Genomic DNA, 24,806 nt, shown 5'->3' on the forward strand with positions numbered 1-24,806 from the left:
GACGCGACGAAGGCTCAGGGTTCGCCATGCGTGAAGCGAGCAGCGCGGCAGCGGCCTAACGCTTGATGAGCCTGGTAAGCGCGTCGATCTCGGGCGCGCACACTGTGGCGGCCTGCGCCTCGATGCTGCGATAGAGGCGGATGATGGCCTCGCCCACCGGCGTGAGCACGCTGCCGCCGCCACTTTGTCCGCCATGCTCGGAGACGGTAGCCGGCGAAGCGAGCGCGCGGTTCAGTTCGTCCATCAACAGCCACGCGCGCCGGTACGACATGTTCATGCTGCGCGCCGCCGCCGAGATCGAACCGTGTTCGCGCACGGCTTCGAGCAGCGCCACCTTGCCCGGCCCGAGCGCGATGGTGTCGCCCTGCGTGATGCGCATGCGAAAGCGCACCTGCGGCTCACCGTTCGCGGCTTCGTCCTGCCCGGCTTGCGTGGGATCTGTGGTGGGTTTGGTCATGCGCGAAAGCATACACGATGGGTTTTGGCCGACAAACCTGGCCAGACGGCTAACGTTGCAACGTGTGTTCGTGCGGAAAACAGAAGCCGAAATCCTCACAACCGGGGCAACCGGGCGCGGGGCCGGGCGTCTCGCCGCGCGCTAACGCGAATTCGCGCGCAAGCAGCTTTTTCCAGCGCAGGCCTTCGGCGTTGCGCGTCACGATCTCGGGGAAAAACCGCGTGAGCATGCGCGTGACGTCGTCGCGACCGCGCAGGCCGAGATCGCGCCACAGATGGTCGGGGCGCAGACACGCGTTCGCGATGATCGACGCGAGGCAGCGCGCGTCGCCGGGATCGACAGGCGGCGCGGCGAAGCCGAGCAGGAAATCGCGCATGGCGGCGGCAAAGTGCGCGTGCGGGGTATCCGCGAGAACCATGGCTTGTGGCACTTCCACGCCCATCGCAGGGATCGCGCCGGCGAAATGCCGTGCCGCCAGCGCTTCCAGCTCAGCCTGCGTCAAACCGAGCAGCGCCAGTTCGCCGCGCACCTCGCGCGCCGCCACGAGCCGCGCGAACAGCCACGCATCTTCGGACCGTGGCTGCGAAGGCGCACCGCTTAGCGCTTCGCTGCGTGCGAGCGCTTGCGCGTCGAAATCGGGCGTTTCGGCGTTCATCGCGCGACCCGAAGCCGCCCTTATTCCACGCCGACGATCACGCTCGACGCCTTGAACAGCGCCGCCGCGGTCTTGCCCACCGCGAGGCCGAGACGATCGGCGCTTTCGTTGGTCACGATGGCGGCGATCTGCGCACCGCCCGCCGCCGCCAGCACGACTTCGGCGTTGACCGCGCCCTTCGTGACCGCCGTGATCTTGCCTTCCACCACATTGCGCGTGGAGACCTTGCTCGCGTCGCCGTCGACCATGAGGATCACCGAAGAAGCCTTCACGAGCGCGAAGGCCGGTTTGCCCGCGGCCAGCCCGAGCGACGCCGCGCTGCCATGCGTGATGATCGCGACGATCTCGAGACCGCCTTCGACGCTCAGCGCGACTTCGTCGTTGACGGCGCCGGCCTTGATCGCGCGGATCTGGCCGGAGAAATGATTGCGGGCGCTGGTACGCATGAGGGTCTCCGTGAATGACCGGCGCGTGACACGCCGGTTTCGTCTGGTGAAGGAATCGAACGGAAGCCCAGTGTAGCCGCGTCCACGCGGCGCGCCCAGTCATTCGGCCGAAAATTGGCCATTCGGATGCGTACATGAATGCAGCAGACCATCGTAATATATGGGCCTTTATAACGGTACGGGGTATCGAACATGTTTATCCGTAAGCTGCTTGCCTCAGTCGTCGTAACGGCCGGTGTGATCGGCGTGAGCGCCAACGCGTTCGCCGACGACAACGACGTCAACGTGCTCTACGCGGGCTCGCTCGTGAACCTCATGGAAAAGAGCGTCGGCCCCGCGTTCGAAAAGGAAACGGGCCTGCATTTCAAGGGCTACGCGGCCGGCTCGAACAAGATCGCCAATGAAGTGAAGGGCAAGCTGCGCCGCGGCGACGTGTTCATCAGCGCAAGCCCGAAGGTCAATGCGAGCCTGATGGGCGAAGCCAACGGCAATCACGTTTCGTGGTACGTCAATTTCGCCGAATCGCCGCTGCTGATCGGCTATAACCCGAAGAGCCGTTTCGCTGGCGACTTCAAGACGAAGAAGTGGGATCAGGTGCTCCAGGAACCGGGCATTCGCCTCGGCCGCACGGACCCGAAGCTCGACCCGAAGGGCGCGTTCACCGTCGAACTCATGACGAAGGCGGCGCAGGCGTATAACCAGCCGGATCTCGTGCAGAAGGTGCTCGGCGCGCCCGAAAATCCCGAGCAGGTGCTGCCGGAAGAAACGCTCGTCGGCCGTTTGCAGTCGGGTCAGCTCGACGCGGGCTTCTTCTACTCGACCGAAACCTCGGACCTGAAGATTCCGGCGATTCACCCGGCGCCCGAACTCAAGATCAAGGCGAACTACACGCTCACGATCCTCAACGACGCGCCGAACAACGCCGGCGCCGCGCGCTTCGTCAACTTCCTGCTCTCGGCGGAAGGCCGCAAGCTGCTCGCGCAGCACGGCGTGGACGTGACCAGGCCCAGCGTGAACGGCCAGGCTTCGGCCATTCCGCCTTCGGTGCAAGCCGTGGTCGACGCCGCGCAGCAGTGATCGCCGCGTCATGACGCAACCCGCGCAGCGCGCCGCAAGGCCGCTTTGGTGGCTCGGCGCGTTGCTCGCGGTCTATCTGTGCGCGCCGTTTCTCGCCAGCATTCCGCAAATCGGCCAGGCCGACTGGGCCGGTGTCGACTGGTCCCAGACCTGGTCGGCGGTGGCGGTCTCGGCGGCGAGCGCGAGCGTTGCCGCCGTCGTCATTCTGGTGGGCGGCGTGCCGCTCGGTTACTGGCTCGCGCGCTCGCAGTCACGCGCCGTCGCGCTGCTCGGCTTCGTCGTGCAACTGCCGCTCGCGCTGCCGCCGCTCACGAGCGGCGTGCTGCTACTCTTTCTGGTCGGGCCGTATAGCGGCATCGGCCAGCTCTTCAACGGCGCGCTCACCGACTCGTTCACGGGCGTCGTGCTCGCCGAAACCTTCGTGGCCGCGCCGTTTCTCATCGTCGCCGCGCGTTCGGCGTTCACGGCCGTCGACCCCGTGTACGACGACGTCGCCGCCACGCTCGGCCATCACGCCGCGAGCCGCTTCTTTCGCGTGACGTTGCCGGTTGCGTGGCCCGCCATACGCGCGGGTCTCGCGCTCGCCTGGCTGCGTGCGTTCGGCGAATTCGGCGCCACGGTGATGGTCGCGTATCACCCGTATTCGCTGCCCGTCTACACGTATGTCGTATTCGGCGGCCAGGGCTTGCCCGCGATGATGCCGCTGCTGCTGCCCACGCTCGCCATCGCCATCGTCTGCGCGGTGCTCTCGGTGTACAGCCGCGGCGCGCGCTCGACGCAAGCGGTGAGCCAGGACAACGGCGACGACCTCACCGCGTTCACGCCCGCCACCAGCGCCGCCGAACGTCCCGACCTGCGGCTCGCGTTCGCGGCGCGCCGGCAGCTGGGCGCGTTCACGCTCGACGTCGCGTGGCAGCCGCAAACGCGCCGGCTCGCGATCATCGGGCCGTCGGGCTCGGGCAAATCGCTGGCACTGCGCATTGTCGCCGGGCTCGAACCCAACGACGCGGGCTCGGTCACGCTCGGCACCACCGATCTCGGCGCACTGCCGCCCGAACGCCGGCAGATCGGCTATATGCCGCAGGACTACGGTCTCTTTCCGCACATGACGGTGGCGCAGCAACTCGCGTTTCCCGTCGATGCCGACGCGCAGAGCGCGCGTTACTGGCTCGCGCATCTGGGTCTCGACGCGCTCACGCAGCGCTTGCCACGTGAGCTTTCGTTCGGCCAGCGCCAGCGCGTCGCGCTCGCACGCGCGCTCACGCGTCACACGCAGCTGCTGCTGTTCGACGAACCGTTCGCCGCACTCGACACGCCGCGCCGCCGCCGCCTGCAACAGTCGCTGCGCACGCTCCAGCGCGAGATCGGCGCGGTTACCGTGATCGTCACGCACGATCCCGACGAAGCCGCCCTGCTCGCCGACGAAGTGCTCGTGATCGAGCACGGGCGCGCGCTCCAGGCCGGCGCCATCGACGAGGTCTTCCAGCGTCCCGCCACGTTGCGCGTGGCCGAGTTGCTCGGCTTGCACAACGTGGGCGAAGGCGTCGTGACCGCGCAAGGCACGATCGAAACGCGCGGCGGCTTGCGTCTGCCCTGCGCCGACACCTCGCTCGCAACGGGTACGCGCGTGATGTGGCGCGTGCTGCCGCGCGCGCTCGTTGCCGCGCCGGAAGGCCGTTGGCAAGGGCGTGCCGCGGGCACGTCGCTGCGCCACGGCGATCGTTACGTGGCCATCGAAATCGAGGGCGAAACGTTCGACATCGCCGCCGACGACCGCCCCTCGCTCGCTCACAACAGCGTGCTGCGTTTCGATATCGACGCAAGCGGCGTGTTGGCGTGGCCCGCGCAAGACTCCTGAAAAGCCTCACCTTTGGCGAGCGCGCCTGGCCATCGGCCGATACGCGATATTTGAAAAGCCCCTTTTTCAGGGGCTTTTTTTCGCGTATCGATGACTCGATTCACGCGTTTCGACGTGTCATCGTCCCGTTCCCGAAAAGCCTCACCTTTCGCGCCTGCAGGAGAACTGCGCGCAAGGTTTCGCATGTAAATGACCGCGATACAGCAGGATTGCGTCGACTAACCTGGGAGTCCCAGGAAAATATTTTTCGCCTGACAGCCGGCTTTCCCGTACCTGGGACGACGAATTACCGCGCGAACGCACGCCGTTGAGGTGATGCCGATGCGGTTCGCGCGCGAACCGTTCGCACTCCCGAATCCGTGCTCCCGTATTTCCTCACCTTCGGGCGTCGATCCGCTTCTGCGCGCGCTCAGATCACGAAGCGCGCATGCGCGTCGAACAGGCGCGGCAGCGGTTGCAGATCGGCGCGCGCGAAACGAATCAGCGAAAAAGCACGTTTTCCTAGCGGGCTCGCCGGCACGTGCGCGTATGCGAACACGATGGGCGCCACGCCGCGCGCCGCGCCGTCCTCGACCACGATGTTCATCGCATTCAGATACACGGCGCGCATCTCGACGTTCGCGTGCTGCGCCGGACGGGACAGCGCTTCGCAGATCACCGCCAGCTCGTGTTCGAGCGCTTCGCTCTTGAGACCGAGCGCGGCGCGCGCGCGCTCGTTTTCGGCGATGAGCGCTTCCACCCGCGCGACTTCGGCCGCGTCCGGTTCCGCCGCCGCGCCGAGCATCGCATGCGTACCGGCGCCGTGGCGCGTGAGCAACTGGAGGCGCGTGCGCAACAGCGCGCGCTCCTGTTCGAGCGCATCGCGGCGAGACTCGTCGGCACCGATCCGCGCGAGCGCTTCGAGCCCGATCTGCTCGACCACGCGCAGCACGATCTGTTCGCGCAAGTCGGCTTCGGTTTCGCCGCACACGCGCATTTGATGATCGTCGAAGCTCAAGGTGGTCTGCGCGACGTCGGTGTGCACCTGATCGCCATGCTGCGCCACCCCGAAGCCGCGCCGCTCGATCAGCCCCATGCCGAGTACGCCATACGCCTCGCGCGCGAGCACATGCGCGTCGAACCACGCGTGCAACTCCGGCGAACGGCTCAGCACGTGCGCGACCTCTTCGGGCGCGGCGAAGAACGCATGAATGGCGGGGTCGCTCATCCACGCGGCGGCGCTCGCTTCGCGCGCGGCCGGCAGACGCGCCACGGCTTCGCGCACGAACTCGACCGACTGCGCGAGCGCGGGCGCCAGACGTTCGCGCCATTGCGGCACGAGCTTGAGGGTGGGACTGAGCACGAGCAAACGATCGACGAGCGCGGCCACGAGTGCCGATTCGGGCTCGGGCTTCGCGTGAGCGCGCGGCCATAGTTTGTCGAGAAAGCGCATGAGGACACTCCAGCGCAATGCGCGCGTCGATCGACTATAGCGCCGATCTTCCAACCGGCGCGCCAAACCTGCCGCAGCGCAGCAATTCGTCGCGGCACGACCTCGCGCGTAACCTGTTCCCGGAAACACTCACCTGGGTGTTACGTAACGCAGGGAACAGTTTCTTCGCGCCGTAACATCGCACAGGGCAATAGTGCGAGAAATAATCGATTCGCGCGCACCTCAGTGAGAACATGACTCCCGCAAACACTCACCTTCGGAATTGCATAAAACGACTTTCTTGTGACGCGGCTCGATCGCACGAGTGAGCGGAACGGCATTCACTTCACGCAGCAGCGGCGTCCCGGAAAGGCTCACCCTTCGCGCCTTCACGTCGTTTTAACTCCCGGAAAAGCTCACCGCTTCGATGCACCGGCGCCTCTCGCCATCGACGGAAATTTAATCTGCATTCCGAATTAAACGCACTGAAAAATGACAACACTCAAAGTCGTTTCGCACGCAACTATTTATCCACGCTGCATGAAAGCATAGGTTCAGGCATGGCACTTGCATCGGCTCGCCGCGGACCCACGAATTCGCATCGGGACAAACCCCCGTTCCCGTTTTCGCAAAGCGAGGAACGACAAGCCGAGAGCGAACACACGCAGCGATTTAGACGGTTAGCTCAATTGACAGCGGCTGATGTCATGATCCAATCTTCTGCGCATAATTACGACACAGGGAGGCAGACAAATGTTGGAGAGCATTGTCCGCAGCATGGTATTGGCCGCAGCAGCGACCCCATTGCTGGTTGCATGTGGTGGTGGTAACGCGAGTGACCCGGCACCGATCAATCCCGCGCAATGCTCGGGTTCCACCTGTGCGAATCAGGGACCGCCCGCGAGTGGCAGCACGGCCACCGCGCTGTGCCCCTCGGCGGCGGACATCGCAGCCAACACGTATCTTGGCGGCGCAGGTAGCGGCGAAGTGGTGAGCCTCAAGATCGACCCCACGAAGATGACGTATTCGCTCACGTACCTCACTTCGCCCATTCCCGTGGCCACGACTTCCGTGCAGAACACGCGCGCCGGTCTCACGATCACGGGCGCCGTGCAACATCCGCCCACGGGCGCGCTGCCCACCGCCGCGCAACTCACGTGCGCGTTCCAGCTTCAGGCGGGCACGGGCACGATCAACGGCAGCACGTACACCACGGCGTACAACGCCAGCAATCCGCCCACGGTGTATGTGGGCTTCGGCGTGGCGGGCGGCGGCATTCCGGGCGCGACCGTGTACATCGACGGCGACTCCACGGCCAACATCTTCTTCGGCGGCCAACAGGCGCGAACCTTCGACTTTTATCCGTTCGTCGGCTTCTCTTCGGTGAGCACGAATATCGCCGATTTGCAGGGCTCGTATAACGCGCTCTCGTATCACATCCTGCCCACGAGCAATTTCGCGCCCGCGGCCACCGTCACGCAGGAACAGTACGATGCGGCCGGCAATTGCAGCGTGCCGAGCGGCGCGACCAACACGAGTTGCGCCACGGCGGCGAATACGTGGACAGCAAGCGCGAGCGGCAGTTACTTCGACTCCGCGAGCGCGCCGCATATCGAAACGCCCACGCCGTTTGCCGCCAGGTTACTGGCCAATAGCAACGCGGGCACGGGCCACCTCATCATCGGCAAGCTGAACGGCGTCACCGTACCTGTGGTCGTGCGCACGGGCTACGTGAACGAGAATCTCACCTCGCTCGCCGTGGACGACGAATCGGGCATCGCGCTGCTCGCCCCCGCCACCAAGCTCGCTTCGGGCGCGTTCGACGGCAGCTATATCGGCGCGGATTCGAACTTCAACTACACGGCCACGCTCCTCAACGGCCAGCAGGGCGGCTTCCTCAAGCCATCGACGATGGTCACGCAGAGCCAGTTCACGCTCGATTACACGCAAACGCATCCCGGCCTGATCGGCGTGACCGATACGGCGGGCAACGCGGGCAACCTGATCGCGGTGGGCGGCCTCTACGGCATCTTCATCAACGGCGAGGAAAACGGCGGCGTGGTCTCCACCTCGGCCAACAGCGCGACACCCAATCAGCCGTACTTCGGTGTCGGCGCGCTGATCCAGCCTCAGTAACGGAACACCCAATCGCGACGCTTCCACGGCGTCGCGATTGCACGCAAATAGCCGTAATTCGCACTACGAATCAAACACCGGGCACGTTCGAACGGACGCGCGAGCAGGTCGTGCGCGCCCGTCAACAACAATACTCTGGAGACGCGGTATGAAATGGAAGCTCTTTGCGGCGCTCTCGATCGCCGTTGCAATGACCGGCGCATTGAGCGCGTGCGGAGGCGGCGGCAGCAGCAGCCCGCCGCTCGTCGAAACGGCCCTGTGTCCCACCACGCTCGACTACAGCACCGTGTACACCGGCGGCGGCGGCGACGGCGAGCTCGTGAAACTGCAACTCGACACCACGAAGAAGACCTGGCAAATCACCTATGTGGAGTCGCCGATTCCGCAAACCACGGGCACCGTCACGCCCACGCGCAAAGGGCAGGTCGCGACCGGCACGCTCACGCAGGAGACGGGGCTGCCCACGGCCAAGCTCAACCAGTGCGCGTTCCAGCTGAACGGCGCGAGCCTCGACCCGAACCGTCCGGCGCGCGTGTTTATCGGCGAAGGCGTGGCGGGCGGCACGATCCCCGGCGCGGAGATCCAGTTCGCGGGTTCGGGCGGCATCGGCGTCGTGCCCGACACCAAGTTCCCGTATTACCCGTTCATTGGTTTCTCGTCGATCGAAACGAATATCGCCAACGTGGCCGGCACGTGGAACCAGCTGGGCTACCACCAGGTGCCTTCGCAGAATTTCCTGCCCGCCGCCGTGGACGCGAAGATCACGATCAACGCCAACGGCACGTGGAGCGAATGCGATAACACCGGCGTGAATGCGGGCAAATGTCAGCAGCCGGGCACGAACTTCGTGCAGTCGGCGGACGGCAGCGGCGCATTCGAAACCGACAACTTCCAGGGGCAGGTGAAGCCCACGCTCGTCGTCACGCAACCGGCCGCGAAAGGCTTCATGATCGTTGGCAAGCTGCGTAATCAACTCGTGCCGGTGCTGATCCGCACGGGCGTGGCGTATCCGACCATCGGCGTCGATCCGCAAAGCGGCGCGGTGGGCCCGGTCGCCGACGACGAATCCGGCATCTCGATCCTCGCACCGCAAACCAGCGTGGCGCAAGGCTCGCAGGATGGCGAGTACATCAGCGTGGACAGCCAGTTCGACTACCGCACGCTCGCGCTGAGCGGCACGCAGGCCACCCTGCTCGATCCATTCAACGCCTCGCAGGCCGCGCTCGCCACGGCGCTCGACCTCAACTTCGCGCAAGCCGTGCCCGGCATCGCGACGACCACGCACGTGGGCGCTTCGACCGGCAGCACGCCCACGGGCAAGATGATCTTCACGGGCGGCGTGTTCGGCTTCCTCGACATGACGACGCCATCGGCGCCGTACTTCACGGCCGGTGCGTTCGTACAGTAAGTATCACTAAACAATCGACGGCGCTGTTCAAGGCGCCCGCAACGAGGTGGCCGCTCCCGGCCATTGCGCCAGACAAAGGCGCGACGGCCGGGCCGCGAGACGCGTGCGGAACGAGGCAATGAAACGCCGCCCGCCACTCGCGCGCGAACAAGGCGCACCCGCTCCTGGGAGGGACATCATGAGACGCATTGCAGTAGCGGCGCTGGCCGCTGGGCTGTCGATGAGCGCGCATGCACAGCACGCCGGCGACAACGTGGTCGCATTGGGCTGGTTTCACGTCATGCCGCAGCAGTCGAGCACCCCGCTCACCACGAACGTCGCGCCCGTGCCGATCAACACGCCGTTGCGGCTGCCGAATTCGTTCACCTCGGCGGGCACCGGCTTGTCGACGTCGAATGCCGATACGGCCGGTCTCGTCATCAGCCACTTCTTCACCGACCATATCGCGGTGACCTCGGTGGCGGGCGTGCCGCCGACCTTCAAGCTCTACGGTCACGGCACGATCCGGCCGCCCGGCCCGGCCGGTGCGCTCGGCAACCAGGATCTGAACGATCCGGCGACGAACCCCATCGTCAAGAGCGTGCGGCAGTGGAGTCCGGCCGTCATCTTCCAGTACTACTTCCGCGACGCCGACGCGAAGTTCCGCCCGTTCGTGGGCCTTGGCGTGTCGTACAACTGGTTCTCGGATATTCAGCTGAACCCGAACTTCGTGAAGGCCACGCAGGACGATCTGGGCGCGGTGCTCGCGGCCGGCGCGGGCAAGCCGGGGCAAACGCAGATCAGCGCCAAGGCCTCTTCGTCGTGGCAGCCGGTGTTCAACCTGGGCGCGACCTACAACATCACCTCGCACCTCGGCATCGTGGCGTCGCTCACCTATATTCCGCTGAAGACCACGTCCTCGGTGATCGTGAAGGCCGCCGACGGCAGCGAACTCGGCGTGAGCAAGGCCACCTTGAAGGCCGATCCGCTCATCACGTTCCTTGCGCTGTCTTACCGCTTCTGAGGCGCGCAGTGGCCGTGCGGAGATCGACGAAACGACCGCACGGCAAAGGTTTCATCGGCAGACGAACTCATGTTCGCGCAAGCGTACGCATGACGTGGCGCACGGTCGTGCGAAGACGCGCGCTCGCGCCTTCGCCGCCGCTCGCGCTAGAATCGCTGCATGCCGAAATCGCTCAAACCCGCGCCGAAGTCCGCCTCGACCGACGCCACGCCCGACAGCGAATACACCGTCGACGAACTCGCCCGCGTGGCGAACACGACGGTGCGCAACGTGCGTGCGTATCAGGACCGCGATCTGTTGATGGCGCCCGAAAAGCGCGGGCGCGTGGGCATTTACAACGACTCGCACGTCGCGCGGCTCAAGCTCATCAATCATCTGCTGGCGCGCGGCTATACCCTCGCCAACATTCAGGATCTCATCAAGGCGATCGACGACGGCGGCGATCTGCGTTCGATCCTCGGGCTCGAAAACGCCATTGGCGGCCCGTGGTCGCACGTGCGGCCCAAGACTTACTCGTTGCCGCAACTGATCAAGCTGTTCGGGCCGCAGGCGCCCAGCAGCCTCACGCGGCTCGCCGAACTCGGCTTGCTCGAACGCCAGGGCCTCTCCTTCGTCACGCGCAATCCCGCCATGCTCGACGCGGCCGCCGCAACGGTGCGCGAAGGCATTCCCGCGCGCGAATTGCTCGACGTGATGGAGGAAACGCGGCCGCACTTCGACGCCATCGCGCGCGTGCTCGTGGCGATGGTGGTGCGCCACCTCGACCGCTACGATCAGGGCGCGCTGCCGCCCGCCACCGACATGCCCGCGCTCGTCGACGCCATCTGGCGTTTGCGGCCGCTTTCCACCGTGTTCGTGGAGAACGAGATCGTGCGCGCGCTCGAAGCCCAGTCGAGCGACTATCTGGGCGGCCGCGTGGCCACGATCCTCGACCAGACACTGCGTGCGCGCGCAACGGCCGAAGCGGGCGTGCCCACGCCGCAGCCCCAGCCTGCGTCTCCGCCGCAAAAGCGCACCGCCGCGAAAACGGCGGGGCGCAAAAGCCCCGCTCGCGCCGCCACACCCGCGGTCAAAACCGCGCGTCCCGCGAAGAAAACCGCGCTCAAGAAGCGCTGATTTTTCCTCTTCCCGCGCGCCCCTCCGCGTCCGCGAATCGCGCGGAAGCGCCGCTGCGCGCGGTTTCCGCACGTTCCGTCCCTGTCGATAAAGCCCGTTTTGCGCGGTTAGAACGCTCCATCTAGCCTCTTGCGAAACGGCGCCGATCGCACTATGTTTACATCCATCAATGTCACAGTCAAAGATGGATAAAGGGAGACGCCCAGGATGAACGCACCAGCCCGTTCACGCGATTCGGTCGGCATCGCCATTATCGGCACCGGGTTTGCCGGGCTCGGCATGGCGATCCGGCTGCTGCAAAGCGGCAACGACGACTTCGCGGTGTTCGAGAAAGCCGACGCCGTGGGCGGCACGTGGCGCGACAACCACTACCCCGGCTGCGCGTGCGACGTGCAGTCGCACGTTTATTCGTTCTCCTTCGCACTCAATCCGCGCTGGACGCGCATGTTCGCGCCCCAGCCGGAAATTCGCGCCTACCTCAATCGCTGCGTCGACAAATACCGCCTTTCGCCGTGGCTCAATTTCGGCCACGAACTCAGCAACGCCACGTGGGACGAACGCGCGCACGTCTGGCGCTTGAGCTTCGCGAACGGCAAGCGGTTAACCGCGCGTGTATTGATTTCGGCGATGGGCGGTCTGTCACGCGCCGCGCTGCCGCAGATCCCCGGCCTCGACACGTTCGAAGGCAAGACGTTTCATTCGCAGCACTGGGATCATGCGTACGCGCTCGAAGGCAAGCGCGTGGCCGTGATCGGCACGGGCGCGAGCGCGATCCAGTTCGTGCCGCAAATCGCGCCGCGCGTGCAAGCGCTCACGCTGTTCCAGCGCACGCCGCCGTGGATCATGCCCAAGCCCGACCGCGCGCTCTCGCCGTTCGAGCAATGGATGTTCCGCGCGCTGCCGTTCACGCAAAAGCTCGCGCGTACCGGCCTTTACTGGATGCTCGAATCGCGTGTGCTCGGCTTCGCCGTGCATCCTTCGCTGATGAAGAACGTGCAGAAGCTCGCACTGCGCCATATCCGCCGTCAAATCGCCGATCCCGCGTTGCGCGAGACCGTCACGCCCGACTACACGATCGGCTGCAAGCGCGTGCTGATTTCGAACGACTACTATCCGGCGCTCTCGCGCGCGAACGTGAATGTGGTGACGAATCCGATCGAACGCGTCGACCGCACGGGCGTAGTCACGGCCGACGGCGCGCATCACGAAGTGGATTGCCTGATCTACGGCACCGGCTTTCAGGTGGCCGATCCGTTCCCGCGCGGCGCGATCGTCGGGCGCGGCGGCGTGGATATCGTCGATACGTGGTGCAACGGCGCGCATGCGTATCTCGGCACGAGTCTGCCTGGCTATCCTAACTTCTTTATGCTGGTGGGACCGAACACGGGTCTCGGCCATAACTCGATGGTCTTCATGATCGAGTCGCAGATCGAATACGTGCTGGGCGCGCTCGCCGCCATGAAGGCCGACGCCGCCGATTCGATCGAAGTGCGCGAGCAGGTGGAGGCGCGCTACAACGCGCGCATCCAGCAGAAGCTCAGCCGCGCGATCTGGTCGGTGGGCGGCTGCAAGAGCTGGTATATCGACCCGCGCAACGGCAAGAACACCACGTTGTGGCCGGGCTTCACGTGGCGCTTTCGCCGTGCGACGGCGCACTTTTCCATCGCCGATTATCAGGTGTTCCGCGCCGCGCGCGCCGACGCGTCCGCCTCGGCGCTCGCGGTGGCCGCGCAGCCTACCGAAGCGGCCTGAACGCACGGCATCGACGCAATCGAACACTACGGAGCCCGCCACATGAAACGATTCGACAACAAGGTCGCCGCCATCACCGGAGCCGGTTCGGGCATGGGCCGCGCCCTGGCGCTCCAGCTTTCGGCCGCGGGCTGCCATCTCTCGCTCGCCGACCGCAACGCGCCCACGCTCGAAGAAACCGCGCGCATCGTGCAGACGCTCGCGCCCGCCGTACGCGTGAGCACGCGCGTGCTCGACGTGAGCGATCGCGACAGCGTGTTCGCGTGGGCCGAGGAAACCGTGGCCGAACACGGCGGCGTGAATCTCGTGTTCAACAACGCGGGCGTCGCGCTGTCGAGCACGATCGAAGGCATGTCGTACAGCGACCTCGAATGGATCGTGAACATCAACTTCTGGGGCGTGGTGCACGGCACGAAGGCGTTTCTGCCACATCTGAAAGCCGCGCGCGACGGTCATATCGTCAACACGTCCAGCGTATTCGGTTTGTTCGCACAACCCGGCATGAGCGGCTACAACGCGACCAAATACGCCGTGCGCGGCTTCACCGAGTCGCTGCGCCAGGAACTCGACATGATGCGCTGCGGCGTGTCCGCGACCTGCGTGCATCCCGGCGGCATCCGCACGAACATCGCGCAATCGAGCCGTGTGGCGCAGAACATGGTCGGCTTCATGGTCGAGAGCGAACAGCAGGGCAAGGACGAATTCGAGAAGTTCTTCATCACGAGCGCCGACGACGCCGCGCGCGCCATTCTCAACGGCGTGAAGCACAACGCACGCCGCGTGCTGATCGGCCGCGACGCCCGCGCCGCCGACTGGCTCGCGCGCACGCTGCCGGCCGCCTACCAGGCGCTCGTCGTGATGAGCGCGCGGCGCGAAGCTGCCAAGGCGCGCCGTCGCGCGTCGCGCAGTTCCGCGGCCACGCCGTAACCGGATAACAACGCAGGCACAAAACAGGGAGCCACATCATGATGCCGATTCGACGCGACGTCCGTTTCGCGCTACCACCCGAAAGGGCTTGCGACTGGCACGTCGAAGGCGTGCCGGTCACGCACTTCTTCAACGCGCTTTCGCTGTTGTTTCCGGCTGGCGAGCGCTTCTTCATGGACTCCGTGCGGCACTATCGCGACCACATCGAAGACCCCGAACTCAAACGTCAGGTGATGGGTTTCATCGGTCAGGAAGCCATGCATACGCGCGAGCACGTGGAGTACAACGACTTGCTGCAGGCGGCCGGCCTGCCCGCGCACAAGCTCGACAAGCGGCTCTGGGCAATCCTCAATTTCGCGCGCAAGGTCTTGCCGCCTTCGCTGCAACTCGCGCAAACCGTTGCGCTCGAACACTACACGGCCATGCTCGCCGACCTGTTGCTCGACGATTCGAGCCGACGCATCGAGGGGTCGGTGGAAGGTTACAAGCAGATGTGGCTGTGGCACGCACTGGAAGAAACCGAACATAAATCGGTATCCTTCGACGTGTGGAATGTCGTGATCGAGCCCGGCGTAAAGCGCTATTTGATGCGCACGGGAACGATGCTTGCGACCACGGTTCTCTTTTGGCTCATCGTATTCGACTATCACTGCGCATTGTTGCGCGCGCACCGGAGGCGCCGCGGCAAGACCGGTGGCATGTGGAAGCTCGTGAAATTCCTATACGGCCCTCGTCACGGCGTGTTCCCCGGCATCGCGATCGAATGGCTGCGCTTTTTCAAGCCCGGCTTTCATCCGTGGGATCACGACAATCGGCGTCATCTCGACCGCATCGACCCGCTCGTGGAGCAGATCGACGCCACCAACGCGCAATATGCCGCGCAAGCCGCGCCGCGACGCGTCCCGCTGCATTCGGCGGCCTCGCCGCGTGCCGTGTGAGCGCGATGATGCGCAGCGCGTGCGAGACCGTGTACGTCCAGTCCGGCGACGTGCGTCTCGCGGCTTACGTGAGCGGTCCCGCGAATGCACCCTGCATTGTGCTCGTGCATGGTTACCCCGATTCGGCGCGCGTCTGGGACGCGTTGCGCGCCGAACTCGACACGCGCTTTCGCGTGATCGCGTACGACGTGCGCGGCATGGGCGCGTCAGAAGCGCCCTGTGAGCGTTCGGGCTACGCGTTGGCGCAACTGGCACGCGATCTCGCCGCCGTGGCCGACGCCACGTGCGGCACGCGTCCATTTCATCTGCTGGCGCACGACTGGGGTTCGATCCAGAGCTGGGAAGCGGTGACCGACCCCGCGTTCGCGTCGCGCATTATTTCGTACACCTCGATATCGGGGCCTTGCCTCGACCATGTATTTCGCAAGCCGCGTAACGTTTCGCAGTTGCTGAAGTCGTGGTACATCGCGTTCTTTCATCTGCCGCTCGTGCCCGAACTGGTGTGGCGCGGCGGCGGCGCGAAGCTGTGGCCCTGGTGGGTGCGCAAAACCGAGCGCGTGCGCGTGGAACGCGACCCGTTTCAGTTGCGCAACTCGCTCAACGGCCTGCATCTGTATCGCGCGAATTTCCGCGCCTGCGCACGCAAGCCGCGCGAACGCAGCACGCGCGTGCCGGTGCAATTCATCGTGCCGCGCTTCGATCGATACGTCACGCCCGCGATGTCCGAGGACCTCGACCGCTGGCTGGGCGCCTACGAGCGCGAGATCATCGCCGCACCGCACTGGGCCGTGGTGAGCGAAGCGCCGCAGATCGCCGCGCGCTTCATGCATTTCGCGGCGCGCTGCGCGAGTGCGCAACCGCTCCATCCCAACGAATCTTCCCTGCACACCGAGGTGAACCCGTGAGTCCACTCGTTCTGGCTGTCGTGGGTGCCGTTGTCGTCGTTGCGGCGACCACGAGCGTCGTGCTCGCCATCTTTACGAAGCGCGCCACACGCGTGATCGAAGCGTCGGTGCCGATGGACGGCAAGCTCGTCGATGTCGACGGCGACCGCATTCATTATGTCGAATACGGCGAGGGACCGCCCGTGGTGTTCGTGCACGGCCTGAGCGGACAGATGCGCAACTTCGCGTGGCTGCCCATCGCTGCGCTCGCACGCGAGCATCGCGTGATTCTCATCGATCGCCCCGGCGCGGGCTATTCCACGCGCGGCGCGCAATCGCAGGCCAATATTTATGCGCAGGCGCGCACGGTGGCGCGCTTCATCGAAACGATGCGGCTCGAAGCGCCCGTGCTGGTCGGCCATTCGCTCGGCGGCGCGATTGCGCTGGCCGTGGCACTCGAATACCCGCGGGCGGTGGAGCGCATCGCGCTCATCGCGCCGCTCACGCACGTGCAAACCGAAGTCCCGAAGGCGTTCCGCGCCCTCGTGCTGCGCTCGAAGGCCGTACGGCGCTTCGTTTCGCGCACCTTCGCCACGCCCGTGGGTCTCGCCACGAGCGCCGCCGTCCTGAAGCAGGTGTTCGCCCCCGAGCCCGTGCCCGACGACTTCCCCACGCGCGGCGGCGGTTTGCTGAGCCTGCGGCCGAGCGGCTTCTATAGTGCTTCTGCCGATCTGGTCGCGATCGAAGATGCCGACGACCTCGCGCAGATGGAACAGCGCTACGGACAACTGACTATTCCTATCGACGTGTTGTTCGGCCGTGAAGACGTGGTCCTCGACTGGCGGCGTCACGGCGACGCGCTGCGCCGCAAGTCGGAACTCGTCACGCTCAAGGTCGTGAGCGGCGGCCACATGCTGCCCGTCACCGCGCCCTGCACGACGTTCGACTGGCTGCTCTCCGCCATCGCGGGCACGGCGCACGCCAGCAGCCCGCGCGAGATTCGCGTCGAGCAACCGGCACAGGACATTGCGCGGCGCGGCATGCCCGGCGGCGCTAGAGCGACTGCTCGGTACTAAAGCCGAGCCATAGCGGGATCGCCCTGCTATCGTCGAAAGAACCGCGCGAAGCGGCATCGACAACAATCAGGAGACAACCATGGCCGTGCCCCTCGAGGTGCAGGCGCCGCGCTTTGGCGCGCCCGACACCGACGGTATCTGGTACGACGCGTATCCGCCCGGCGTGCCGCGCGAGATCGATCCGTCGCAGTACGAAACGATTACGCAGTACTTCGACGAATGCACGGCCGCGTTCCGCGACCGTGTGGCGTACGTAAGCATCGGCGCTTCGCTCACATACGGCGCGCTCGCGCGCAAGGCCGAAGCGTTCGCGGCGTGGCTGCAAAGCGTGGGCATCCAGCCCGGCGAGCGCGTGGCCATCATGCTGCCCAACACGTTTCAATATCCGGTGGCGCTGTTCGGCGCGCTCAAGGCGGGTGCCGTGGTCGTCAACGTGAACCCGCTCTACACGCCGCGCGAACTCGCGCACCAGTTGCGCGACAGCGGCGCGCGCGCGATTGTCGTGTTCGAGAACTTCGCGAAGACGCTCGAAGTGGCGCTGCCCGGCACCCGCGTCGAGCACATCGCGGTCACGGCGCTCGGCGATCTGCTCTCCGAAGGCGTGAACGTCAAGGGACGTTTGCTCAATTTCGTGCTCAAGCGCGTGAAGAAGATGGTGCCGAAGTACTCGCTGCCGAATGCGGTACGCCTGCGCGACGCGCTCGCGCTCGGTGCGAAGCGGCCCATGGCCAATGCGGCGCGCACGAGCGGCGATCTCGCGTTTCTGCAATACACGGGCGGTACCACGGGCGTGGCCAAGGGCGCGATGCTCACTCACGCGAACATCATCGCGAACGTGCTGCAGGCGAAGGCGTGGTCGGCGTCGCAACTCGACGGCGACATCGAAACCGTACTCACGCCGTTGCCGCTGTATCACATCTACTCGCTCACAGTGAACGCGCTGATCTTTCTCGGCCTGGGCGGCCGCAACATCCTGATCGCGAATCCGCGCGACACGAAACGCATGATGATGATCCTGCGCCGCGAGACCTTCACGGGCATCACCGCGATCAACACGCTCTATAACGCGCTGCTCGACAACCCCTTGTTTTGCCGGCGCGATTTCTCGGCGCTCAAGCTCGCCATGGCGGGCGGCATGGCCACGCAAAAGGTCGTGGCCGATCGCTTCAAGGCCGTCACGGGTCAATCGATCGTGGAAGGCTACGGGCTCACCGAGTGTTCGCCGATCGTCGCCACGCATCCCGTCGACCTGAAGAACCCGCGCGACTTCGACGGCTCGATCGGCGTGCCGGTGCCGTCCACGCAGGTGCGCTTTCGCCGCGAGGACGGCTCGTGGGCCAATGTCGGCGAGGCGGGCGAGTTGTGCGTGAAAGGTCCGCAGGTCATGCTCGGCTACTGGAATCGCCCCGACGAAACCGCGCGCGTGCTGGACGACGAAGGCTGGCTCGCAACGGGCGATATCGGCGTGATGGATGCGCAGGGTTTCATCCGGCTCATCGACCGCAAGAAGGACATGATCCTCGTTTCGGGCTTCAACGTGTACCCGAGCGAGATCGAGGAAGTCGTGATGATGCTTCCCGGCGTGCGCGAGGTCGCGGCGATCGGCGTTCCCGACGCGGCGCAAGGCGAGCGCGTGAAGGTGTTCGTCGTCGCGCGCGATGCCTCGCTCACGGCCGACGAGATCCTTCGGCACTGCCGCCGCAATCTCACCGGCTACAAGATGCCGCGCGAAGTGGCGTTCCGCGAGGCGCTGCCGCAAACCAACGTCGGCAAGATCTTGCGGCGGGCGCTGCGCGACGAAGAAGTGGCGAAGCTCGAGCCGCGCGCGTGACGCGTGCGAGTTCAATACAGGGAGACAAGACGATGAAAACGTACAACGGACGGCACCTGATCGCGTGCGCGGTGGTTGCGCTCGCAACGACATCGGCAGGGGCACAAAGCGACACACCGGCGGACACGCAGGCGAGCGCCCCGGCGTCACCGGCATCGACATCGACATCGACATCGACATCGACATCGGCGGCCGACGTGGCGAAGCTCAGCCCCGAGCAGCAGGTGAAGTGGCTACAGCATGCACAAAAGAGCGGCGCGCTCGTGAAGATGGACGACGCGCAACTCACCGCGCTGTTCTCGGCGCTCGATCCCGTGGTCGTGCCCACGCTCATCAAGCTCGGGCCTTCGGGGTATCCCTCGTATGAATTCACGCTCTCGCGCTGGGAGCGTCTGAATGGCAAGTGGCCGAGCAAGCCCGCGCACATGCTCGTGAAGCTGGAGCACGACCCGCTGCGTATCTACGCGAAATGGCTGCCCGACGGCGATCACTCGGGCGAGGAAGTCATTTACGACGCCTCGAAGCGCGGCGACGAAATGTACGGCCATCTGGGCGGCCTGCTCGGCGTGATGCCAATGTGGACCGCGCTGGACGGCACGCTCGCGCGCTCGCAGTCGAATCACAAGATCACGGACCTCGGCACGGAGTTCATCGTGAGCCAGTTCATGACCGACGCGAAGAAGTACGTGGAAGTGGGCGCCTCGTACAAGCCGCAGGTGGAAGTGAAAACCGTGAACGGCGTGCGCGTGGTTGCGCTCACCTATGTCTCGCCGAGCGGCAAGCCGCAGTTCTACGCGAAGAAGCAGACGCTCGGGCTCGACCTGCGGCATCCGTATTTCCGCACGGTCGAAGCGTATAACGACGACGGCGAGATCTTCGAGAAGATCGTGATCGACAGCATCACGCCAAAGCAGTTCGACGCCGAAGCGTTCGATCCGAAGAACCCCGACTACAAGTTCTAGCGTCTGCTTCAAGGCGCTCGCCGCCGCGCCGAAACACAAAGGTGAGGGTTTTCGGGAGGGTGCGTTCGTTGCGCGGTCAAGTTTCACCCTGAGCGCGTTCTCCTGGAACTCCTCACCTTTTCGCGTTGGGCGGTGAGATAACGATGCTTCGTTGACCTCACCGCTCGCGCGGTTTATCGATACTTTTGCAATTCAGGATCGGTGATCGGTTGCGCGGGCAGGTTCAGCATGCCGGGCAACTGGCTCAGCTTCGGCAGGCCGCTGATATCGGCCCAGCGTCCGCCCGAGCCGCGATAGATGAGCGTGGGCGTACCGTCGAAACCCAGATCCTGAAAGAGCTGCACGTTGGCGTTCAGGCGGTTTTGATCGTCGAAGGAAATATTCGCGAGCGGTGCAATGCCGCCCGATTCGTCCTTCTCCGAATAGTGCGTTTCGAGTTGCCTGAGCAACGCGGCGCCGTCCTTCGATTCCAGCAAAGCGGCCGCTTTTCCAGCGGAATCCGGCTTCAGGAAGCCCATCGGAATCCAGTGCACCTGCAAGCCCGCGGCTTCATACGGTTGCAGCGCTTTCCACACCAGGTGACAGTAAATACAGTTAGGGTCCATGAAGACGTAAAGCGTCGATTTCACATTCGCGCCACTCGCGCCTTCCACGATCGCGCTGGCGCCCTGAAAGCGCGAGATAGCGGATGCGGGCAACCACGAAGGTTGCGGGCCGTCCGCGGCCATGGCGGATGCCGTGAGCGAAACCGCGGCGGCGGCGATCAGTGTGCGTATCAACGTCTTCATGCTTTTCCTTTGTCTTGCTGCGCGCGCCACCTGGCGCGTGCTCGAACGCGAAGCCAAGTATGTTAGGGCCAGGGCGTGACGCGTTGCTGGCGCGAACATGGCACGAGTGACAGGTTCGCGCCAGCAACGCGCGGGCAAAGGTGAGAGTTTGCGGGAGCCGGTGCGCAATTCGCAGCGCCGGCGCCAGAGCTAGAACTTGAAGCGCAGCTGGAAGCCGATGGTGAACGGCAGGTCGTCGGAAGGGATAGGCGGCACGACGATGAAGTTGATACCCACGCGCTTGTACGCGACCATCACGAGCGGCGCGGCCACGGGGCCGATCGTGTGATTGCGGCCGAGACCCCAGTTGCCGTAGTTGTAGCCGCTGATAATGCCGCCCATGGCTGCGAGCCGCACGAAGCCCCAGTGCAGGAATTCAGGCGCCCATACGCCGCCCGCGTACCAAGACGGCCGGCGCAGCGAATTACGGAAGCCGCCGCCGGTCACGGCCCACTGGTCGTTGATCCAGCATTCCACGCCCAGCCCCGGATTGAACTGCTCGAAATCTTTGTCGGGGTTGATGTGATACGACGCGACCATGGCGTCGACCCACACACCCGAACTGCACCAGTCCGCCGCCTGCGCCGAGGGCGCCGCGCCCAGCATCAGCAGCGAACCGAGCAGCGCCGCCGCAACGGCGCGCGTCCTTTTGCCTGCGTACTGCTGTGGGGTATCGACCGACGTGCGCGTGCGTGCCGCGCCACCTTGCTTCTGCCAAAACCGCATGGGCTCTCCGTCCATTCTTGCGCCGGGCCGCTTGGGGCCCGTTGTTGTTCTCGGGTTGCGGGTACGAGGTGAAGCGCAAACTGTACCGCAAGCCGATGCGCGTGCAATGGAATCGCAGCTCGAATCGAGCCGCGATGCGTCCATCGCACGTCGCCGCCATGATGCCAGCGGCGTGAGTCGGCGCGATGAATGCTTTGTCGATAGAGCCAGGCCGCATGGGCAGGCGACGAAAACGCGCTCAGAGACCGAGGTCGCTCAGGCTCGCGTGATCGTCGGGACGGCGGCCCAGCGGCCAGTGATAGAGACGATCGGCTTCGCGAATCGGCAGATCGTTGATGCAGGCGAAACGGCGCGCCATCAAACCGTTTTCGTCGAACTCCCAGTTCTCGTTGCCGTACGAGCGGAACCAGTTGCCCGAATCGTCGTGCCATTCATACGCGAAGCGCACCGCGATGCGATTGTCCGTGTACGCCCACAGTTCCTTGATCAGGCGATAGTCGAGTTCGCGCGCCCACTTGCGTGCGAGAAAGCCCTCGATCGCCTCGCGCCCCGTGACGAATTCCGCGCGATTGCGCCATACGCTTTGCGGCGTGTAGGCGAGCGCCACGCGCTGCGGATCGCGCGAATTCCAGCCGTCTTCGGCGGCGCGCACTTTCTGGATCGCGGTTTCGCGCGTGAAGGGAGGCAGCGGCGGGCGCACTTCGTTCGAATCACTCATGGTCTTGCTCCTTGCGGGGATGGGCGCGCCGGGCCGGCGCACTACGGTGTGAGTCTTGGGGCGCGAGCGCGTCGAGCAGATGACGGCCGGCGGTGCGGGCGTCGAGCGCCGCGTCGGCTTCGCCGCTCACGAGCGCCACGCCGATCGCGCCGTCGATCAGGATCAGCCACTGGCGGGCGAACCGCGCGGCCACGCGGCTGTCGGCGCCGGTTTCGGCAGCCCACGCATCGCTTTGTTCGCGCACGAATTCGAGCAGCCGTTCCTTGTGATAGCGCGCAACGCGGCGAATCGGATCGTCCGGCGACGCGATCTCGCCCGCCGCGTTGAGAAACGCGCAGCCATGAAAGCCGTCCGAAGCGAACCATTCGCGCAGCACGTCGAACATCGCCAGCAGGCGCGTTTGCGGCGTGCGCGCGCGGGCGAGCGTGCCTTCGATAAACCAGCGCATCCAGCGCTCGTCGCGCCGTTCGAGCGCGGCGGCCACGAGCGCGTCTTTCGATTCGAAGTACGTGTAGAAGCTTTTGCGCGCGGCGCCCGCGGCACGCACGATGGCATCGACGCCCGTGGCGTGAATGCCGCCCGCGTAAATCAGGGCTTCGGCGGCTTCGAGCAGGCGTTCGCGGGCGTCGGCTTGCGGCGCGGTGGATTCAGTGGCGTTCATGGTTGGGCGTGGCTCGACTTCACTTGCGGAATTTTGGGGAGAATGATCGTTCTCCCCAGACGCAGAGTAGAACGATCATTCTCCGTCGTCAAGCGTTTTTCTCGCTCGTGCGCCGCGAAAGAAAATGTCGATAAAGTGGGAAGAGATGGGACACGCCAGCCGTTTTAGCGTGATGGCGGCCGCGCCGCACGCGGTTCTGGGTGATTTTTGGGGAGAAAGCGATGAAATCTGCGCGATCACGGCTCGCGGCGCTCGCCGTGACCCTGGCAATAGGCGCGGCGCTTTGCGCGGCGAGCCTCGCCGCGTGCACGCCGCTGCGCGTGGTCACGCACACGGTCACACGCACCGAAGCCGACGTGCCGCCGGGTCATTACGTAATGGACGCGCATCACTGGAGCGTGATCTTCGACGTCGATCACTTCCATTACTCGCGCTTCGTCATGCGCTTCGACCGCGCGCAGGCGCAACTCGACTGGCGCACGGGCGGACTCGAGACCGCGTCGGTCGACGCCACGATCGACGCCGCCAGTCTCGACACCAACGTGGCCGCGCTCGATACGATGGTGAAAGGCGCGCAGATGCTGGATGCGGCGCGTTATCCGCAGATCCGTTTTGTGAGCACGCATTTCGAGCGTACCGGCGAGGGGCGCGGCACGCTCACGGGCGATCTGACGATCCACGGCGTGACCCAACCCGTGACGCTCGAGGTCACGCTCAACGGCTACGCGCCGAATCCGCTCACGAAGCAACCCACGGTGGGCTTCGCGGCGAGCGGCCATTTCAGCCGCGCGAAGTTCGGTTTGTCGACGTGGTTCCCGGCCGTGGGCGACGATGTCGGCGTTCGCATCGAGGCCGAATTCGCGCAGCCCGCGCCGGGGGCATCGCCATGAAACCGCTGGCGAGAAGACTCAGGCCGCCCAGTCGAGAATGACTTTGCCGCTTTCGCCCGAGAGCATCGCCGCGAAGCCTTTTTCGTAGTCGTCCACGCCGAAGCGATGCGTGATGATCGGCGAAAGATCGAGCCCGCTTTGCAGCATCGCGACCATCTTGTACCAGGTCTCGAACATCTCGCGGCCGTAAATGCCCTTGATTTCGAGGCCCTTGAAGATGACCTGATTCCAGTCGATGGCGGTTTGCGCGGGCGGAATGCCGAGCAGCGCGACCTTGCCGCCGTGGTTCATGGCTTCGAGCAACGCCGTGAACGCGCTGGGCACACCCGACATCTCGAGGCCCACGTCGAAGCCTTCGGTCATGTGCAATTCGGCCATCACGTCGCGCAGCGATTCGCGCGAGACGTTGACCGCGCGCGTCGCGCCCATCTTGCGCGCGAGTTCGAGGCGGAAATCGTTGACGTCCGTGATGACCACGTTGCGCGCGCCCACGTGCTTCGCGATCGCCACGGCCATGATGCCGATCGGTCCCGCGCCCGTGATGAGCACGTCCTCGCCGACCAGATTGAACGACAGCGCCGTATGCGTGGCGTTGCCGAACGGATCGAAAATGGCCGCGAGGTCGTCGCTGATTTCGGGCGGAATCTTGAACGCGTTGAAGGCCGGAATCACGAGATATTCGGCAAACGCACCCTCGCGATTCACGCCCACGCCCGTGGTGTTGCGGCACAAATGACGGCGCCCCGCGCGACAGTTGCGGCAAAACCCGCAGGTGATGTGCCCTTCGCCGGACACGCGATCGCCAATGGCGAAACCGCGCACCTCCTGGCCCATTTCGACGATTTCGCCCACGTATTCGTGGCCCACGTGCATGGGCACGGGAATCGTTTTCTGCGCCCAGTCGTCCCACTTCCAGATATGAATGTCGGTGCCGCAAATCGCCGTCTTGCGGATCTTGATCATCACGTCGTTATGACCGACTTCGGGCTTCTTCACGCGCGTGAGTGTGAGACCGGGCGCGCGTTCGAGTTTGGCGAGTGCTTTCAT

At 65.1% G+C, this 24,806-nt stretch carries 24 protein-coding genes; 15 read left to right on the forward strand and 9 right to left on the reverse strand.

What is annotated here, in order from left to right:
- Positions 1-55: 55 nt before the first annotated feature.
- From FAZ98_RS18765 to FAZ98_RS18775, 3 genes are read right to left on the reverse strand one after another with little or no spacing between them, the layout of a single operon-like run.
- Positions 56-457, reverse strand: a complete 402-nt coding sequence (locus FAZ98_RS18765; protein WP_233272737.1) for a winged helix-turn-helix domain-containing protein — start codon at positions 455-457, stop codon at positions 56-58.
- A 49-nt stretch (positions 458-506) separates the two neighbouring features.
- Complete coding sequence (locus tag FAZ98_RS18770; RefSeq protein WP_158952791.1) at positions 507-1,112, reverse strand: nitrogen fixation protein NifQ; 606 nt, start codon at positions 1,110-1,112, stop codon at positions 507-509.
- A 20-nt stretch (positions 1,113-1,132) separates the two neighbouring features.
- Positions 1,133-1,558, reverse strand: a complete 426-nt coding sequence (locus FAZ98_RS18775; RefSeq protein ID WP_158952792.1) for a TOBE domain-containing protein — start codon at positions 1,556-1,558, stop codon at positions 1,133-1,135.
- Positions 1,559-1,750: 192 nt separating this feature from the next.
- Between FAZ98_RS18775 and FAZ98_RS18780 the strand changes: the two genes are divergently transcribed.
- Positions 1,751-2,635 (forward strand): extracellular solute-binding protein, encoded by an 885-nt coding sequence (locus FAZ98_RS18780; protein WP_158952793.1) that lies wholly within the window; start codon positions 1,751-1,753, stop codon positions 2,633-2,635.
- Between the two features lie 10 nt (positions 2,636-2,645).
- Positions 2,646-4,493 (forward strand): ABC transporter ATP-binding protein/permease, encoded by a 1,848-nt coding sequence (locus FAZ98_RS18785; protein ID WP_158952794.1) that lies wholly within the window; start codon positions 2,646-2,648, stop codon positions 4,491-4,493.
- Between the two features lie 409 nt (positions 4,494-4,902).
- Here the strand turns inward: FAZ98_RS18785 and FAZ98_RS18790 are convergent, their stop codons facing one another.
- On the reverse strand, positions 4,903-5,925 hold the full coding sequence (locus FAZ98_RS18790; RefSeq protein ID WP_158952795.1) for a hypothetical protein: 1,023 nt from the start codon (positions 5,923-5,925) through the stop codon (positions 4,903-4,905).
- 17 nt (positions 5,926-5,942) lie between these two features.
- Between FAZ98_RS18790 and FAZ98_RS18795 the strand changes: the two genes are divergently transcribed.
- The 12 genes from FAZ98_RS18795 to FAZ98_RS18850 all read left to right on the forward strand — a co-directional run bounded on the left by FAZ98_RS18795 (position 5,943) and on the right by FAZ98_RS18850 (position 19,937).
- Positions 5,943-6,101: a hypothetical protein gene (locus FAZ98_RS18795; RefSeq protein ID WP_158952796.1), complete on the forward strand. Its 159-nt coding sequence runs from the start codon at positions 5,943-5,945 to the stop codon at positions 6,099-6,101.
- Positions 6,102-6,657: 556 nt separating this feature from the next.
- On the forward strand, positions 6,658-8,040 hold the full coding sequence (locus FAZ98_RS18800) for a DUF2957 domain-containing protein (RefSeq protein ID WP_158952797.1): 1,383 nt from the start codon (positions 6,658-6,660) through the stop codon (positions 8,038-8,040).
- Between the two features lie 148 nt (positions 8,041-8,188).
- The gene (locus tag FAZ98_RS18805; RefSeq protein WP_158952798.1) at positions 8,189-9,448 is read left to right on the forward strand and encodes a DUF2957 domain-containing protein; all 1,260 of its coding nucleotides are present in this window, start codon (positions 8,189-8,191) and stop codon (positions 9,446-9,448) included.
- 178 nt (positions 9,449-9,626) lie between these two features.
- Positions 9,627-10,451: an OmpW/AlkL family protein gene (locus FAZ98_RS18810; RefSeq protein WP_158952799.1), complete on the forward strand. Its 825-nt coding sequence runs from the start codon at positions 9,627-9,629 to the stop codon at positions 10,449-10,451.
- Positions 10,452-10,610: 159 nt separating this feature from the next.
- Positions 10,611-11,567: a MerR family transcriptional regulator gene (locus FAZ98_RS18815; RefSeq protein WP_158952800.1), complete on the forward strand. Its 957-nt coding sequence runs from the start codon at positions 10,611-10,613 to the stop codon at positions 11,565-11,567.
- 207 nt (positions 11,568-11,774) lie between these two features.
- Positions 11,775-13,319, forward strand: coding sequence for a flavin-containing monooxygenase (locus FAZ98_RS18820; protein WP_158952801.1), 1,545 nt, complete (start codon positions 11,775-11,777; stop codon positions 13,317-13,319).
- Positions 13,320-13,361: 42 nt separating this feature from the next.
- Complete coding sequence (locus tag FAZ98_RS18825) at positions 13,362-14,246, forward strand: SDR family NAD(P)-dependent oxidoreductase (RefSeq protein WP_158952802.1); 885 nt, start codon at positions 13,362-13,364, stop codon at positions 14,244-14,246.
- 38 nt (positions 14,247-14,284) lie between these two features.
- The gene (locus tag FAZ98_RS18830) at positions 14,285-15,184 is read left to right on the forward strand and encodes a metal-dependent hydrolase (RefSeq protein WP_158952803.1); all 900 of its coding nucleotides are present in this window, start codon (positions 14,285-14,287) and stop codon (positions 15,182-15,184) included.
- Between the two features lie 8 nt (positions 15,185-15,192).
- Positions 15,193-16,089, forward strand: a complete 897-nt coding sequence (locus FAZ98_RS18835) for an alpha/beta fold hydrolase (protein ID WP_158954049.1) — start codon at positions 15,193-15,195, stop codon at positions 16,087-16,089.
- Positions 16,086-17,144: an alpha/beta fold hydrolase gene (locus tag FAZ98_RS18840; protein ID WP_158952804.1), complete on the forward strand. Its 1,059-nt coding sequence runs from the start codon at positions 16,086-16,088 to the stop codon at positions 17,142-17,144. Before FAZ98_RS18835 ends, FAZ98_RS18840 begins: the two co-directional genes overlap by 4 nt.
- Positions 17,145-17,223: 79 nt before the next feature.
- Positions 17,224-18,975 carry an AMP-binding protein gene (locus tag FAZ98_RS18845; protein ID WP_158952805.1) on the forward strand — a complete coding sequence of 584 codons (1,752 nt, stop codon included), beginning with the start codon at positions 17,224-17,226 and terminating at the stop codon, positions 18,973-18,975.
- Positions 18,976-19,007: 32 nt separating this feature from the next.
- Positions 19,008-19,937, forward strand: a complete 930-nt coding sequence (locus tag FAZ98_RS18850; RefSeq protein WP_158952806.1) for a DUF1571 domain-containing protein — start codon at positions 19,008-19,010, stop codon at positions 19,935-19,937.
- A 173-nt stretch (positions 19,938-20,110) separates the two neighbouring features.
- Here FAZ98_RS18850 and FAZ98_RS18855 read toward each other — a convergent pair whose 3' ends face one another.
- The 4 genes from FAZ98_RS18855 to FAZ98_RS18870 all read right to left on the reverse strand — a co-directional run bounded on the left by FAZ98_RS18855 (position 20,111) and on the right by FAZ98_RS18870 (position 22,869).
- The gene (locus FAZ98_RS18855) at positions 20,111-20,725 is read right to left on the reverse strand and encodes a thioredoxin fold domain-containing protein (protein WP_233272738.1); all 615 of its coding nucleotides are present in this window, start codon (positions 20,723-20,725) and stop codon (positions 20,111-20,113) included.
- 189 nt (positions 20,726-20,914) lie between these two features.
- On the reverse strand, positions 20,915-21,490 hold the full coding sequence (locus FAZ98_RS18860; RefSeq protein ID WP_407672076.1) for a hypothetical protein: 576 nt from the start codon (positions 21,488-21,490) through the stop codon (positions 20,915-20,917).
- 238 nt (positions 21,491-21,728) lie between these two features.
- The gene (locus FAZ98_RS18865) at positions 21,729-22,208 is read right to left on the reverse strand and encodes a nuclear transport factor 2 family protein (RefSeq protein WP_158952808.1); all 480 of its coding nucleotides are present in this window, start codon (positions 22,206-22,208) and stop codon (positions 21,729-21,731) included.
- Positions 22,201-22,869 (reverse strand): TetR/AcrR family transcriptional regulator, encoded by a 669-nt coding sequence (locus FAZ98_RS18870; RefSeq protein ID WP_158952809.1) that lies wholly within the window; start codon positions 22,867-22,869, stop codon positions 22,201-22,203. Before FAZ98_RS18870 ends, FAZ98_RS18865 begins: the two co-directional genes overlap by 8 nt.
- A gap of 221 nt (positions 22,870-23,090) precedes the next feature.
- Between FAZ98_RS18870 and FAZ98_RS18875 the strand changes: the two genes are divergently transcribed.
- Positions 23,091-23,759, forward strand: a complete 669-nt coding sequence (locus FAZ98_RS18875) for a YceI family protein (RefSeq protein ID WP_158952810.1) — start codon at positions 23,091-23,093, stop codon at positions 23,757-23,759.
- An 18-nt stretch (positions 23,760-23,777) separates the two neighbouring features.
- Here the strand turns inward: FAZ98_RS18875 and tdh are convergent, their stop codons facing one another.
- Positions 23,778-24,806 (reverse strand): L-threonine 3-dehydrogenase, encoded by a 1,029-nt coding sequence (gene tdh / locus FAZ98_RS18880; RefSeq protein WP_158952811.1) that lies wholly within the window; start codon positions 24,804-24,806, stop codon positions 23,778-23,780.

Source organism: Paraburkholderia acidisoli, from assembly GCF_009789675.1.
In the GTDB taxonomy this organism is placed as follows: domain Bacteria; phylum Pseudomonadota; class Gammaproteobacteria; order Burkholderiales; family Burkholderiaceae; genus Paraburkholderia; species Paraburkholderia acidisoli.

Coding starts and splice junctions, on each gene's coding strand:
- tdh (WP_158952811.1), bottom strand. CDS start 24,806: ATGAAAGCACTCGCCAAACTCGAACGCGCGCCCGGTCTCACACTCACG.
- FAZ98_RS18860 (WP_407672076.1), bottom strand. CDS start 21,490: ATGCGGTTTTGGCAGAAGCAAGGTGGCGCGGCACGCACGCGCACGTCG.
- FAZ98_RS18805 (WP_158952798.1), top strand. CDS start 8,189: ATGAAATGGAAGCTCTTTGCGGCGCTCTCGATCGCCGTTGCAATGACC.
- FAZ98_RS18855 (WP_233272738.1), bottom strand. CDS start 20,725: ATGAAGACGTTGATACGCACACTGATCGCCGCCGCCGCGGTTTCGCTC.
- FAZ98_RS18875 (WP_158952810.1), top strand. CDS start 23,091: ATGAAATCTGCGCGATCACGGCTCGCGGCGCTCGCCGTGACCCTGGCA.
- FAZ98_RS18790 (WP_158952795.1), bottom strand. CDS start 5,925: ATGCGCTTTCTCGACAAACTATGGCCGCGCGCTCACGCGAAGCCCGAG.
- FAZ98_RS18770 (WP_158952791.1), bottom strand. CDS start 1,112: ATGAACGCCGAAACGCCCGATTTCGACGCGCAAGCGCTCGCACGCAGC.
- FAZ98_RS18765 (WP_233272737.1), bottom strand. CDS start 457: ATGACCAAACCCACCACAGATCCCACGCAAGCCGGGCAGGACGAAGCC.
- FAZ98_RS18850 (WP_158952806.1), top strand. CDS start 19,008: ATGAAAACGTACAACGGACGGCACCTGATCGCGTGCGCGGTGGTTGCG.
- FAZ98_RS18785 (WP_158952794.1), top strand. CDS start 2,646: ATGACGCAACCCGCGCAGCGCGCCGCAAGGCCGCTTTGGTGGCTCGGC.
- FAZ98_RS18820 (WP_158952801.1), top strand. CDS start 11,775: ATGAACGCACCAGCCCGTTCACGCGATTCGGTCGGCATCGCCATTATC.
- FAZ98_RS18825 (WP_158952802.1), top strand. CDS start 13,362: ATGAAACGATTCGACAACAAGGTCGCCGCCATCACCGGAGCCGGTTCG.
- FAZ98_RS18810 (WP_158952799.1), top strand. CDS start 9,627: ATGAGACGCATTGCAGTAGCGGCGCTGGCCGCTGGGCTGTCGATGAGC.
- FAZ98_RS18775 (WP_158952792.1), bottom strand. CDS start 1,558: ATGCGTACCAGCGCCCGCAATCATTTCTCCGGCCAGATCCGCGCGATC.
- FAZ98_RS18780 (WP_158952793.1), top strand. CDS start 1,751: ATGTTTATCCGTAAGCTGCTTGCCTCAGTCGTCGTAACGGCCGGTGTG.
- FAZ98_RS18845 (WP_158952805.1), top strand. CDS start 17,224: ATGGCCGTGCCCCTCGAGGTGCAGGCGCCGCGCTTTGGCGCGCCCGAC.
- FAZ98_RS18815 (WP_158952800.1), top strand. CDS start 10,611: ATGCCGAAATCGCTCAAACCCGCGCCGAAGTCCGCCTCGACCGACGCC.
- FAZ98_RS18865 (WP_158952808.1), bottom strand. CDS start 22,208: ATGAGTGATTCGAACGAAGTGCGCCCGCCGCTGCCTCCCTTCACGCGC.
- FAZ98_RS18830 (WP_158952803.1), top strand. CDS start 14,285: ATGATGCCGATTCGACGCGACGTCCGTTTCGCGCTACCACCCGAAAGG.
- FAZ98_RS18800 (WP_158952797.1), top strand. CDS start 6,658: ATGTTGGAGAGCATTGTCCGCAGCATGGTATTGGCCGCAGCAGCGACC.
- FAZ98_RS18870 (WP_158952809.1), bottom strand. CDS start 22,869: ATGAACGCCACTGAATCCACCGCGCCGCAAGCCGACGCCCGCGAACGC.
- FAZ98_RS18835 (WP_158954049.1), top strand. CDS start 15,193: ATGCGCAGCGCGTGCGAGACCGTGTACGTCCAGTCCGGCGACGTGCGT.
- FAZ98_RS18795 (WP_158952796.1), top strand. CDS start 5,943: ATGCGCGCGTCGATCGACTATAGCGCCGATCTTCCAACCGGCGCGCCA.